We start from the raw sequence: 12,763 nt of genomic DNA, 5'->3' as shown, positions 1-12,763 counted from the left end.
CACAAACTATCGGATCGCCGCGTAGAGAGGGTTAAGGACCGCTGACCAAATTCCGGTAAGCCTAACGCGTAGGGATCGCGCGCCGCTCAAATGCGGCTTCGCAGACTAGCGAAGTGTTAACGGCCGCGCCCTTGTTCCCATCCGCTCACATCCGTTTGACCGAAGCGTGCGGGAAATCAGCCTGTTCCTTCGGAACGAGCCGCCGCTCACGACATTTAGCTCCCCGTCAATTCGAAGGGAGACGACTCATGACGACAATGAAACTCCTCGGCGCGGCGGCGATTGCGGCGACCATGGTGACCGGCTCCGCGATGGCGCAATCGGTCGTCACCAATCTCGAGCGCTGCGCGGTGCAATCCCCCAACGGTTACTGCAGGAGTCCGGGACACAGCGGATATCGCCATCACCGGGTGAGCTACCGCCAGACCAATGGCGACTGGAATAACGATTGGAACAGGACCCACACCGGGTTCTGGCCGACCGACGTTGCGGGCGATGTCGCCGGCGCCGCGATCGGCACCGCGGGCGCGATTGCCACCGCCCCGTTCCGCGCAGTGGGCGACAGCTACGCCTATGACAATTCCTGGGACAATCGAGGCTGGGACGATCGTGGTTGGGACACTCGCACCTATGCCCAGCGCAACGGCTTCGTCTGCACGCCCGGCACCTGGTTCAAGGGCGAAGACGGCCGCCGGCATATTTGCCAGTAAGCCGATTTAGACCGCACACCGCGAAACAGGCGTCCGCACGGCCGCCTGTTTCGCGCCCGCAAGCCCCGCCCGGGTTCTGGCACTTTCCGACCAAGTCTGATATTGCGACGCGCGGGCGGGCAGCTCGGCGCATGCCGGCCCCTGCCCGCTTCCTCAAGGGCGTCGCCGGCTTAGCTCAGCGGTAGAGCAGCGGTTTTGTAAACCGAAGGTCGGGGGTTCAATCCCCTCAGCCGGCACCAAGGTTTACAATGGCTTATGGCACAAATGTAGCCCCGGACATTCCTCGCAAGTCGGCCTAAACGCACTCTGGGGATACACGGGGCTACAACGAAGGTTGTTTGCTCGGCTCAGCATCCGTTCGATCACGTCCAAGCCGCGCCGAACATTCTTGCACCATAGACCGTTAGCTGGCCGGCCTTTGCGGGAGGAACTCGCTCGCAATGCCCCCATTATCTGCTCGTCAATCGCGACACAGCTGGCGCGCCTGGTAGGACGGCCAGGACGATATTGTAGGTTCAATTGGCAAAGCCGAGCGACAAGGAAATCGCCGCCCGAGCCTACAAGATGTGGGAAGACGCGGGCATGCCCGAGGGCAAGGACGAGGCGTACTGGCACGCTGCAGAACAAGAGTTGCTCAACGAGGAGAAATCCAATCCGATACGGACGCCCGACACTCTGTAAATAAGACGCGAGCGCCTCGATGAGCACGCTCATTAAAAGGACTGGACGGCCGGTCCGCGTGACCTCGCCGGCGCAATCTTGACATTTCGACCGTCCTCCGCCCTGAGCAACGCCGCAGGAACCATGTCTGCAGTCGCCCGTTGGGCGCTATTAGCCAGGGACGGCACGTCTTCGCTGCTCGGCTCGGCCTGCCGCACAGGGGAAACCGCCATGGCTGATTCCGCGAACCAGATTCCCGACTGCATTCCGATCAGCCTCGTCGTCAACGGCGTCAAGCGCATGCTTAATATTCTCCCTTGGACCACGCTGCTCGACGCCTTGCGCGACCACCTTGGACTGACCGGCACCAAGAAGGGCTGCGACCATGGGCAATGCGGCGCGTGCACAGTTCTGGTCGAAGGCCGGCGCATCAATTCCTGTCTTGCCCTCGCCGTCATGAAAGATGGCGCCGAGATCACGACGGTGGAAGGACTGGCCACAGATGGCAACTTGCATCCGCTGCAACAAGCCTTCATCGACCATGACGCCTTCCAGTGCGGCTATTGCACACCGGGGCAGCTTTGTTCGGCCGCCGGCCTGCTGGCCGAAGGCCGCGCCAGGGATGCCGACGAGATCCGCGAGTTGATGAGCGGCAACCTCTGCCGCTGCGGCGCTTATCCCAACACCGTCGCCGCCATCCAGCAGACCATGAGCCGGCCATGATCAACTTCCAGTATTCGCGGGCGACCGATGTTGCCGAAGCCCTCCGCCTGCTCGCCGCCCACCCCGGCGCAAAACTCATCGCAGGCGGCACCAATCTCATCGACCTGATGAAGGAGAACGTTGAAAAGCCTCGCCGGCTGATCGACATCTCTCGTCTACCACTCAGCAAGATCGAGGAAGCGGGTGACGGAGGCTTGCGCATCGGCGCCCTGGTCCCGAACTCCGATCTTGCCTATCACCCGCTGATCGAGCAGCGCTATCCCCTGCTCGCCAGCGCGCTCCTGGCCGGCGCTTCGGCACAATTGCGCAACATGGCCTCTGTCGGCGGCAATCTGATGCAGCGAACCCGCTGCGCCTATTTTTACGACACCGCGACACCCTGCAACAAGCGAACACCCGGTAGCGGCTGCTCGGCGATCGACGGCCTCAATCGCAATCACGCGATCGTCGGCACCAGCGCCTCCTGCATCGCGACCAATCCGTCGGATATGAGCGTAGCACTCGCCGCGCTCGACGCGTGCGTTCACATCGCGGCCCCGTCCGGCGAGCGCACGATGGCCGTGAGGGATTTTCATCGGCTCCCCGGCGATACGCCTCACATCGACGCCAATCTCGAGGACGGCGAGATCATCACCGGGGTCGATCTGCCGCCGCGCGGCTTTGCTCGCAACTACAGCTATCTCAAGATCCGCGACCGGCTCTCCTACGCTTTCGCCATCGTCTCGGTGGCGGCCGCGCTCGAATTCGATGGTGACGCCGTCAGCGAGGCACGCCTGGCTCTCGGCGGCGTGGCTCACAAGCCCTGGCACAGCATCGAGGCCGAAGCGGCGTTGCAGGGCCAGCCCGCAACGCTGGATCATTTTGCGCGCGCCGCCGATCTCCTGCTGCAGGGAGCCAAGGCTTACACCCATAACGGCTTCAAGGTCGAACTGGCGCGCCGCGCCATCGTGCGAACGCTCACGCAGGCCGCAAACGCCACGCCGCAATCGCAGGCCCACAAGAAGATCGCATGAGGCATCGATGAACGCCTATGTCGGAACGGCAACATCCCGGGTCGACGGCCGGGCCAAGGTCACAGGGGCGGCCAAATATGCCGGCGAATTTTCAGCCGAAGGGCTTCTGCACGGCTTTGTCGTGACGGCCACGATCCCGCGCGGGCGCGTTGCCCGCCTCGATCCCAGGGAGGCGCTGAAGGTGAAGGGCGTGATCGACGTGCTCACTCATGCGCATCGGCTACCGCTCGCCGACAAGGATGAGGCCTGGAAGGACGAGGTGGCGCCGGAGAAGGGATCGCCGTTCCGGCCGCTCTATGACGACAGCATCAAATTCAACGACCAGCCGATCGCGCTGGTCGTGGCCGAGGACTGGGAGATCGCCAGATTCGCCGCAACCCTGCTGGATATCGCTTATCAGGAGGAGCCCTTCGCGACAGATCTCGAAGCCGAGCGCGAAAACGCGAAGGGGGCGCAGAGGCCGCACGAGCCGCGTGGCGACGCCGCCACTGCGCTTACTTCCGCGGCCATACGCCATGAGGCGGATTACCTGCTGCCCACCGCGCACCACAATCCGATGGAGCTGTATGCGACGACGGCCATTTGGGACGCCGGCAAGCTCACGGTCTACGATAAGACCCAAGGCGTCCAGAACGTCCAAAAATTCCTCTGCAGCGTGTTCGGCAAGAAGCCGGATGAGATCCGTGTGATCTCTCCCTACGTCGGCGGTGCCTTCGGCTCCGGCCTGCGACCGCAATATCAAGCGGTGCTGGCGACGCTCGCCGCGCTTGCGCTGAAACGGCCCGTTCGCGTCGTGCTGACCCGGCACCAGATGTATGGGCTTGGCTACCGGCCGGAGACAATTGAGCACGTCGGATTGGGCGGCAGGTCGGACGGCACGCTCGAGGCGGTCGTGCACGAGGCCATTGCGGTCACCTCGCGCTATGAGGACTTTTCGCGCAACGACACTGGCTGGGCGGAGCAGCTCTACAGGAGCGCGAACAGTTACTACTCCCACAAGCTCGTCGGCCTCGATGTCTCCACGCCCTGTGACATGCGCGCGCCCGGGGCGGCCTCCGGCGTTTGTGCGCTCGAATGCGCCATGGACGAGCTGGCTGTCGCGCTCAAGCTGGATCCGGTCGAATTGCGCCTCAAATGCTACTCGGATCGCGACCAGAGCGAGGACCTGCCCTATACCAGCAAGCAGCTGCGTGCGTGCTACCAGCAGGCCGCCGAGGCTTTCGGCTGGAGCAAGCGTGATCCCGCGCCACGGTCGATGCGCGATGGCAAGGAATTGGTGGGCTGGGGCATGGCAACGGGGGTCTGGGAAGCCTTGCAGATGCCGGTCGCCGTCCGCATCGTACTGACCGCAAACGGCCATGCCGAAGTGTCCTGCGCGGCTTCGGATATCGGCACCGGCACCTACACCATCGTGGCGCAGGTGGCTGCCGATGCGCTGGGGCTGCCCATGGACAACATCACGGTCAAGCTCGCCGACTCCAGCCTGCCGCAAGCTCCCGTCGAGGGCGGTTCCTGGATGGCTGCATCGAGCGCGCACGCCGTGCTGGCAGCGGCCGAGGACATTCGCCAGGAGCTCGCGCATCTTGCCGGCGCAATGCCGGGCTCTCCGCTCGCTGGCCTGCACTCCGCCGATATGGTCCTCAGTGGGGGCTTGATCGCCCATAGCGTTGACGAAGGCCGCACGGTCTCGATCGCCGACGCAATGCGATTCGGCTCGCTGGAGCGGATCGAGAAGGAAAAGCTCAACCATTTCCCGGAGGACAAGGCCCACGCGCGCAACACCCATTCCGCCGTCTTCGCCGAGGTCAAGGTCGACGAGGAGCTTGGCGTCGTCCGTGTCACGCGGGTGGTGAGCGCCGTCGCTGCTGGTCGCATCCTCAACACCAAGACCGGCCGTAGCCAAATCATGGGCGGCGTGGTCTGGGGTATAGGAATGGCCCTGCACGAAGAAACCGTGATGGATCACAGCTTCGGGCGGATCATGAACGCCAACATTGCCGAGTACCATATCCCGGTGAATGCCGACATCCACGACATCGACGTGATCTTCGTGGAGGAGCAAGACGAGCGTATCAACAAGCTCGGCATCAAGGGCCTCGGCGAGATCGGGGTCGTCGGCGTCTCCGCGGCAATCGCGAATGCGGTCTATCACGCAACCGGCACACGCGTGCGGCGCTTCCCGATCACATTGAACAAGCTCCTCACCTGAGAGTAACGACGATGAAGCCTTTTTGAGGTTACGCTTCCGCCCGATCCGAACGATGATGTCGCCCGGCAGCAGCGGGCCTCAGTTCGAACGAACGGCAAACAACTCCTCTCCAGCAATGAGCTTCGCTATTCGGCTTATTTCAACTCAAAACGGGGAGATATGACTGCCAAATCGCTGGCCGTGTCCCCGCTGAAAGTTCATCATCTCGCTTTGGGTCGCGAGCAAGCTTCGATGAAAGATGACAAACTCCTCCTTTCGCTTTCAGTAGCGGTGGGCCTTCTTGCCCTTGGTTACTCGATATACCTTCTCTACTTCATGTTCAGTTGAACTGGATCAAGGCTAGGCCAGAGCCTGATAGGCTGACTTCCGCTTCTGTCCATCGCGGCAAATTGCGTTGGCGCACCTGGCTATTAGCGGAAATTGCGTTCGTCGCATGCCGCCGGGTTAATGGTACAAGGCTTGAAAGCCGACCTGGGTTCTCCGACGCGCGGCAAGCGCGACGGTGCCCCTGCAGAGCCTCGTGTAGCTTTCGACCATTCTAGGCCCAACAGGACTCGCCTGCTACAATCAGTTTCCGTCGATCGCCATAGATGGCCAGCTTGGTGCAGGGGCGAGCTCAGAGTCGGCCTTGGCAGCCATACGTTCACCGGGATCATTCTCATTCCTGGTCTGTTCGTTGCGGTCCAGCGCTTCAGCGATGCATCCCCGTGGAAAGGCGCAGCAAGACAGAGCGTGCCTGAATAAGAGTCCGATGACTACCTGGACCGCGCTGGGGCGACGCCGAGGGCTGTAAAGCAGAGTCGGAACGTCGCGACCGAACGGCCGTTTGCTCTCGACGTGGACCTATGCCTTGATTCCTGTCGCTACCTCGCTGCTTGGCGGGCTGTTCGTCGTGCTCTGGAAACAGAGCAAGCAGGTCACAAGCGCTGCCCAGCATCTCGCGGCCGGCGTGATATTTGCGGCCGCCGCTTCCGAGCTGTTGCCGGACGCGATCCGGCGAGGGACGATCTGGCCTGTTGCGATCGGCGCCTCTGTCGGCGTGGCCGTGATGCTCATGCTTCGGATTGCCGAGCGACACGCAAGCGGGCAGGCTGGGCTGATTGGCGCTGCCGCCGTCGATGCTCTCCTGGATGGAGTCGTGCTGGGTCTGGGATTTGCGGTCGGACAGAAGCAGGGACTCCTTCTCGCAATCGCGCTCTCGATCGAATTCCTGTCGCTGGCGGTCGGAATCGCCGCCTCGTTCCGGTCCGTGGTCTCCCAATGGGTCGTGCTCGCAAGCACCATCGGCGTCTCATGTATGGTGCCGGTGGGATCACTCCTGGCTGTCCCGATGTCGAACAGTCCTGGCGCAGTTCAAACTTCTGCCTTCTCCTTCGGCCTCGTTGCGCTGCTCTATCTTGCCGCCGAGGAGCTTATGGTAGAGGCTCACGAAGTCGAGGACCGTCTCTGGACGACTGTCATGTTTTTCGTCGGCTTCATCGGGCCGATCATTCTCAACGAAGGGCTCGGTTAACGGATTGCGTCGGGCATTCGCCGAACTCACCGCGTATATCGAGGCCACTGAAGCCGCAGGGCCTGGCGTGAAATGCCCGATAACCTTTTTGCCATCCCATCAACCCAGCCCAACATGACGTCTTGAAGTATGAAATGCGAGACCCTGCGAAGGGTCGGCTCTACGACGAACCTCGCGGGGCTGTCGAAACGAGACAAGCAAGCGCAACGGGCACGATGTCACCCGCGGTGCACTTAGCTCTCCTGAACAGCCGAGACAAGTTGATCGCATGGGGGGCTGACCCTTATTCATTTGAATAGGCCATGGGCGGCCTTCACCATCACCGTAGCGCCGCTCAGCAAGACCACCTCGTGGCTCCAGTCGAACCGGTAGGCTTCGCCTGGCGCAAAGCTCAGCGGGACATAAGCAGCCGCGGTCGATTGCCCGCGTTCTTTGCTCCACCGCCTGGCGTAACGCCGCACCGCATCGTAACCGCCGTCATAGCCGCGGCCGCGCAGCTCTTCGAAGATCCGGATCAACGTCAGCTGTTCACAAGCCGGTTTGGCCGCGTTCGCCGCCAGCAGCCGTCAAGCTCTACTGCTCATCGTCCCAGCTTTGGCCGCGGCTGCACTTGCCGCTCGTACTCGAAGGAGGTCTCTCCTGACCTCAGCACTTTCCGGACCGTGTTCCGCGACACCTTCAGGTCACGGGCGATCTCCTTGATCGTCTTGCCCTTGATCAAGTGCTCGCGCCGAATCCGCGCAATCGTCTCCACGATCAGCATCCCCGACCACCTGCTTCATTCCAAAGCAGGCAGCGCAACAGCCCAGACTTAAGCGGGCAATTTTGGACGCCGATCCCCCGGCTTAGGGGGTCAATTTTGGGCTCTGACGCAAGTTTGGTGCAGCGCCGACTATTCTGCGCCGATCAACCTGGCTTGAAGCAGATCGATTTTCCCGCGACCGTACATTTGACGTCGAACAAGCTTGAGGCGCGTAATCTGACCTTCGGTCTGTCCGTTCGACCATGGTGAAGTGATTGCCGCCCGTACCGCGGCTTCATCTTTCGCGACGCCACTGGCGAACGAGGCGACGAGGCTCGCGCGAGCGCGCTCAATCCATGGGATGAAGCCCGCCTCGGTCTTGCGCCGGATCATCCGGTGGAATTCGGCGATGATCTCGCGTGCCTCGACCAGAGTCGGCACGCCAGCTTCGATCGCCGCGATCGTGACGGTCTCCGCTTTCGTGAGCAGGTCCCGCCCGATGGTCATGAGGCGAGCGATTGTTCTGGCTGAGGGAATCCGCTGGAGGTTCTGTGCATCGGCCTTTTCGGCTCGTCGTCTGCGGGTCGTCCACTCGCTGACGACGCGGAGCGAGCCGCGGAAGCCACGCGCTGCTAGGCGGCGCCAGAGTTCAGCCCCGCTTCGACAGCCGGACACCCACTGATCATCGAGCCATGGCAAATGCAGATCCAACGAACTTTGCCGGGTCCGAAAGACATCGGTGCGTTCGCCGCGGATCACCTGCCGCACCAGCTTCCTGCTATGGCCAGTCTGACGCACGATCTGCTTGATGGGTATGCCGCTCTTCGACAGCGCCAGGATGGCCGCATTGGTCTCTTCGCGGCGCAAGTAGCCATCATATTGGAGGCGCTCGGCTGCTGTCAGCAATTGGGGATTGATCGTCGTCGCACCGATGACGATGCGAATCTGGCGCATCGATTTGCGGACGGCGTCAAGGAAGGCCCGACTGGCGTTCTCCATTAGATGCCAGCGGTCGGCGACCTGCACCGCGTGCGGCAAGGCTTTGGCCGCCGCTTCGCCATATCCGCCGCCACGATCGCGGGCGACGATTGCGATCGTGGGGTGCGCAGCGAGCCAGGCTCGGGCCGTCGCGGGCTCACGATCCGGCAACAAGGTGACTACCCGGCGCCTTTCCAGGTTGCAGATGATGCTGGCGTATCGGTGATTGCGACGCCAGGCCCAATCATCGATGCCGATAATCTTGAGCGGGTCAGCCGGCGGACGGTGACGGCGTCGAACCACGCGCAGAAGCGTGTCCTTGCTCACCGGCAACATCAGCCGTTTGGCGAAGCCTGCCGCCGGTCGACCGCCAAGCGCCAGACCAAGGTGATGTATGATGGAGTCCAGCCTCGCCGTGCGTCGCGCTGATGGAGCCAATATCCCGTCGGAGAAACGCTCAGTGAAGATCTGGCGTCCACACAGGACGGCGTCGCAACGGAAGCGACGTGCGATCACCAGGAGCTTCACGACCCGCCCCGAAAGCGGCAGATCGGTCACACGGCGCCGGTAGCGGCTGTGGACACGTCGGGAAGCCGTTCCGCACGATGGACACCTGCCGACGCTTCCGGACGCCCGGACCGTGATGACGGCTTCATCACCCTCGTAGCACGCACTCTCAACAACAAACCCACGCGGCACCAGACTGGAGCGGTGGAGTGCTTGCTGCATGGCGCTGATTCTCCTCCAATCAAAACGCCAGACATCCCTCGAACTGCATCAAAAGTGAGTCAGAGCCAATTTTGCATGCCGAATAACATCCCGAACTCCGAGACAGAACATCCGCCAGCGAGATCAACATGGTCATCCGTGAAAATGGGCGAATAATGTCGAAACGATTGTCGCCGATTTAAGGTTTGGAGAAGGAAGCCCGTTCGGATCGGTTGGTTCACGAGATCATCTTTGAACTTGAGAATAGAATGCGAGCAACCCGGCAAAGCCCTGCTCCCCCCGAGCAAGATGCCCCGAGCAATCCCTCATCATAGAATTCAGGCCCGGGTCATCATTGCTCCGAGATCTATCGGTAATAGATCGTGCGGCTGGGTGACCTCAACCACCGCTCGCGTTACCAATTCCAGGCTGCAGCCGCGGCCAAGAAAACGCCACAGCTGACAGCTCCAGCCAGTATTACGGCAATGTTGGCTTGCCAATCAGTCGCGAGATCGGGGACGATTGGACTTCCGGCAAGTGAGTGGTAGGCCGGCGCAGGACCGCCTTGAGCGGGCTTGTTTGCCGATGCCGTTGCATTGTCAAGATCAGGCGGAATTGACCCGTGCAATGATCGGGCAGGTTCAAATGGAGGATCGAGCTCGACGGGTAACCCGAGCTCCTCCAGGCGCGATACGACGCTTGCCACTTGCTCCTCGGTCATCTCCTCAACAGGCAGAACCGCTTTCAGGTCCTTGTCCGTGACAAACCCTTTGAGGCGCCCCAGCGCGACTAGGCGCGGCAACCCCACGTAGCTTACCGAAGACGTCATCAGAGGCTCCGTTCATAGAGAGAATTGATGGTCGGAAACGGCCGGAATGCTAGACAGGTCCTTTGAGATCTTTGAAACGTCTAAAGCCGTGTCTAGGTTCAGGAACGTTTGCCTTGCAGCACTCATCCTTTGTACGCCACCGCTCATTCTTGGCTCCTTCATGCCGGATTCAACGAGCCACCGGTTACACCGGAGAGCTAGTGAAGAACCCGGCAATCATCGCGATTTGCATCATGAACCAGAATTCCGGTATTGACGGTCCAAGCTTGACGCCGAAGATGGGCCGGAAAGTCGCAAACTGCGCGATCGTCGGTACATGCCGACCTGCCAAGTGTTGAGCGAGAGCATGTCTTCCTTCACCGAAACCCGATCTCGCGCGTGCGCTTTTCCCCAAAGATGTGCCTAGGCACGGGTGCGTCGGCGCGGTGGGCAGATCGACTAGTGCCAGCGTGTGCGCGACGTGCACCCTGAGGCTCTTGGCCTGCGAGAGCTTGCGGAAAAGCGTGCGTCAGCCGTGTCGCAGATCCCGAGGATACTCGACGTGTGCACCTCAAGCTGACCAGGAGAGGCGAGCAGAAGGTTGAGGAACTCTCACAGAAGAGCCTTGAGGAGCTTCGCCGCGCCGCGGGGTCCGCTGCTGCCATTTCGAGACCGGCCAGTTCCAATTCAAAAGCATGAGGTTCCAAGATCTCGGCTGTTCAGCGTCCGGTACTAAGCGATCGAGAAACGCTTGTGACCGGATTCTTAGAATGAAATGCCGGCTTTCCCCAATTCCATGGCGCGCCTCATCAGGAAGTCTGCCGGACGCAGGAGGGGCCCAGCCGAAGCGAGGCCCCGCGCGTGCTTGCCGCCTACTTCTTGTTCGAACCCGAATCTGTCGAGCTGCCCGCCGGCGCAGTTTGGTTCGCACTCGGCTGACTAGCTGTCGACGAGCTTCCGCTCTGCGGCCGCTGATTAGCCTGACCAGTCGTATTCGACCGACCGGGCGAGCTTTGTCCTGTCGTCGAAGACGGTTGGTTCTGCGCCTGGCCGGGATTCTGGCTCGGTGCCTGCCCGACCGCGTTCTGCTCGTTCGACGGCTGCGTCTTCTGAGCGTTGCCGGCATTCTGCTGGTTCGACGGTTGACCTGTCTGGGTCTGAGCAGTGGCGGCCTGGTTGCCGGTCGGGGTCTGCGTCCCAGCCGAGCTCTGGGTATGGGCCGACGTGGATTGTGACTGGATGGTTTGGCTGGCCTGCTGGCTCAGCCGGCTGGAGACGCCAAGCGACGATACCGTGCGCATATCGATGTTGCCCGTCACAGCAATCCCTTGCTGCCGCTGATAGACGGTGACTGCCTCGCGCGTCTCCGGGCCCCAAATGCCGTCGGCCTCACCATGCAGAATGCCACGGTCGATCAACACGCGCTGGATGACGCGAATGTCGTCGGCCGGCAGATCGACGACCGCTGCAGTGCCGCTGCTCGCGCCGCCACCATGGCCGGCACCGCCGGCGAAGCGGGCATTAGGACCGACCGGCACCACATCGACGATACGACGATCACGGTCGACGATCACGACCTCGTCCTCCACGACGAAGAAGCTATCGTCGCGATATGCGGGGAAAACATCGATCAGCGCCGGATAGGTCGAGACCGAGGCGATCGTCACGCTGGACGGGACGGCGATGCCGGTGCGAACCTGGAAATCGATCGAGTTCGCATTGACGCGCGGGGCCTTTCTGGTCTGCAGGACCGAGTGTTGCAGCGTCGTGCGCTGCTCCGCCGTCACCTGCTTGCCACTCTGGGTCTGAGTGCTCGCCGTGGCCTGATGGGCCTGACCCTGCGCGTCGGCGCTGCCCTGTGCCGCGTTCTGGCTGCCCGAGCTCGAATTCTGCTCCTGGGCAGTTTGGCCGGATCCGCTCTGCTGGTTATTCGTCTTGTTATCAGCCTTAGCGTCGCTCTTGCCCTTCTCCTGCGTACGGTCATCCGCCCGCTGCTGACTGTCACGGTCGGACTTGGTCTGACCGGCGGCTTGATCCTTCTCCTTTTGGCCGTGCGCCTGGGCACGGTCCTTACTCCTATCGTGCTCCTCCTTGCTGGCTTCATGCTCCTTGCTGGAGTTCCCTGAGCGGCGCGTATTGTCGCGGTCCGCCGTCTGCCCTTTGCTGCTCTCCCGGGAGCCTTCGGCGTGGCCCTGCTCATCCGAGCCGGATTGCTGACTCTGCGCCCGACTGGCCTCGCTGCTTCCTTTGGACGGGGCTTCGGCCCGCCCAGTCTCGCGAGATTCTAATCCTCGGCCTTGCGTCATTCCTTCATGGCGGGAAGCGCCCTCCCGGCCGGAAGCGCCGCTGCCCGTCCCACCGGCATGGCCATCCGACATTCCTTTTTCAACCGTTCCGCCACCCGCCCCTCCTCCGCTCACGCCCTGCGCAGAGGCAAGACCTATGCTGGCGAGCACTATCGCTGTCGTGACCAAAAACCTGCTCTTCATTCCTTTCATAGTGCAAATACTCCTCTCGGTTGTTCGCTCGTTCCAATTGGACGAGGCGGACATATCGATGCCGCTCTGCAATGCGGATGTCCGCCGCTGAGCAACCGGCCGAGGAGGGGATCGTTCCTGGTAGCCTAAAGCGTGATGGCATTAAGTTCGATAGCCTGAGTTTTTCAGGTAGTTGGCGCATTCCTCGGATGTGAAGGCATC

Annotated in this window: 11 protein-coding genes, 1 tRNA gene and 1 pseudogene; 8 read left to right on the top strand and 5 right to left on the bottom strand. The window is 61.8% G+C overall.

Annotation, left to right across the window (positions count from 1 at the left end; all coding sequences use genetic code 11):
* Positions 1-248 precede the first annotated feature (248 nt).
* The 8 genes from QY049_RS35470 to QY049_RS35435 all read left to right on the top strand — a co-directional run bounded on the left by QY049_RS35470 (position 249) and on the right by QY049_RS35435 (position 6,828).
* A complete protein-coding gene (locus QY049_RS35470) occupies positions 249-710 on the top strand; it encodes a hypothetical protein (protein ID WP_301270462.1) in 462 nt (153 codons plus the stop codon).
* A gap of 164 nt (positions 711-874) precedes the next feature.
* Positions 875-949: transfer RNA gene (locus tag QY049_RS35465), tRNA-Thr, on the top strand.
* 280 nt (positions 950-1,229) lie between these two features.
* Complete coding sequence (locus QY049_RS35460) at positions 1,230-1,391, top strand: DUF2934 domain-containing protein (RefSeq protein ID WP_301270461.1); 162 nt, start codon at positions 1,230-1,232, stop codon at positions 1,389-1,391.
* A 210-nt stretch (positions 1,392-1,601) separates the two neighbouring features.
* Complete coding sequence (locus QY049_RS35455; RefSeq protein ID WP_301270475.1) at positions 1,602-2,093, top strand: (2Fe-2S)-binding protein; 492 nt, start codon at positions 1,602-1,604, stop codon at positions 2,091-2,093.
* Positions 2,090-3,106 carry a xanthine dehydrogenase family protein subunit M gene (locus tag QY049_RS35450; protein WP_301270460.1) on the top strand — a complete coding sequence of 339 codons (1,017 nt, stop codon included), beginning with the start codon at positions 2,090-2,092 and terminating at the stop codon, positions 3,104-3,106. Before QY049_RS35455 ends, QY049_RS35450 begins: the two co-directional genes overlap by 4 nt.
* 7 nt (positions 3,107-3,113) lie before the next feature.
* Complete coding sequence (locus tag QY049_RS35445; protein ID WP_301270459.1) at positions 3,114-5,315, top strand: xanthine dehydrogenase family protein molybdopterin-binding subunit; 2,202 nt, start codon at positions 3,114-3,116, stop codon at positions 5,313-5,315.
* Positions 5,316-5,474: 159 nt separating this feature from the next.
* Positions 5,475-5,642, top strand: coding sequence for a hypothetical protein (locus QY049_RS35440; RefSeq protein WP_301270458.1), 168 nt, complete (start codon positions 5,475-5,477; stop codon positions 5,640-5,642).
* Between the two features lie 523 nt (positions 5,643-6,165).
* Positions 6,166-6,828 (top strand): ZIP family metal transporter, encoded by a 663-nt coding sequence (locus tag QY049_RS35435; RefSeq protein ID WP_301270457.1) that lies wholly within the window; start codon positions 6,166-6,168, stop codon positions 6,826-6,828.
* Between the two features lie 302 nt (positions 6,829-7,130).
* Here QY049_RS35435 and QY049_RS35430 read toward each other — a convergent pair.
* From QY049_RS35430 to QY049_RS35415, 5 genes and pseudogenes are all read right to left on the bottom strand, one after another.
* Positions 7,131-7,591 (bottom strand): annotated as a pseudogene (locus QY049_RS35430) (IS21 family transposase); the annotation flags it as partial.
* A 129-nt stretch (positions 7,592-7,720) separates the two neighbouring features.
* Positions 7,721-9,277: an ISL3 family transposase gene (locus tag QY049_RS35425; protein WP_301270456.1), complete on the bottom strand. Its 1,557-nt coding sequence runs from the start codon at positions 9,275-9,277 to the stop codon at positions 7,721-7,723.
* A gap of 394 nt (positions 9,278-9,671) precedes the next feature.
* Positions 9,672-10,085, bottom strand: a complete 414-nt coding sequence (locus QY049_RS35420) for an RNA polymerase sigma factor region1.1 domain-containing protein (RefSeq protein WP_301270455.1) — start codon at positions 10,083-10,085, stop codon at positions 9,672-9,674.
* Between the two features lie 184 nt (positions 10,086-10,269).
* Positions 10,270-10,320, bottom strand: coding sequence for a hypothetical protein (locus QY049_RS39180; RefSeq protein ID WP_367401206.1), 51 nt, complete (start codon positions 10,318-10,320; stop codon positions 10,270-10,272).
* 616 nt (positions 10,321-10,936) lie between these two features.
* Entirely contained in the window at positions 10,937-12,562 is a 1,626-nt protein-coding gene (locus tag QY049_RS35415; protein WP_301270454.1) for a peptidoglycan-binding protein, read from the bottom strand.
* Positions 12,563-12,763: the final 201 nt, after the last annotated feature.

This window comes from Bradyrhizobium sp. WYCCWR 13022, assembly GCF_030435535.1.
Taxonomy (GTDB): Bacteria; Pseudomonadota; Alphaproteobacteria; order Rhizobiales; family Xanthobacteraceae; genus Bradyrhizobium.
Note: the sequence above shows the minus strand (reverse complement) of the source record. Positions and strands in the feature narration are given on the sequence as shown.

Coding starts and splice junctions, on each gene's coding strand:
- QY049_RS35470 (WP_301270462.1), top strand. CDS start 249: ATGACGACAATGAAACTCCTCGGCGCGGCGGCGATTGCGGCGACCATG.
- QY049_RS35455 (WP_301270475.1), top strand. CDS start 1,602: ATGGCTGATTCCGCGAACCAGATTCCCGACTGCATTCCGATCAGCCTC.
- QY049_RS35450 (WP_301270460.1), top strand. CDS start 2,090: ATGATCAACTTCCAGTATTCGCGGGCGACCGATGTTGCCGAAGCCCTC.
- QY049_RS35445 (WP_301270459.1), top strand. CDS start 3,114: ATGAACGCCTATGTCGGAACGGCAACATCCCGGGTCGACGGCCGGGCC.
- QY049_RS35440 (WP_301270458.1), top strand. CDS start 5,475: ATGACTGCCAAATCGCTGGCCGTGTCCCCGCTGAAAGTTCATCATCTC.
- QY049_RS35425 (WP_301270456.1), bottom strand. CDS start 9,277: ATGCAGCAAGCACTCCACCGCTCCAGTCTGGTGCCGCGTGGGTTTGTT.
- QY049_RS35420 (WP_301270455.1), bottom strand. CDS start 10,085: ATGACGTCTTCGGTAAGCTACGTGGGGTTGCCGCGCCTAGTCGCGCTG.
- QY049_RS35415 (WP_301270454.1), bottom strand. CDS start 12,562: ATGAAAGGAATGAAGAGCAGGTTTTTGGTCACGACAGCGATAGTGCTC.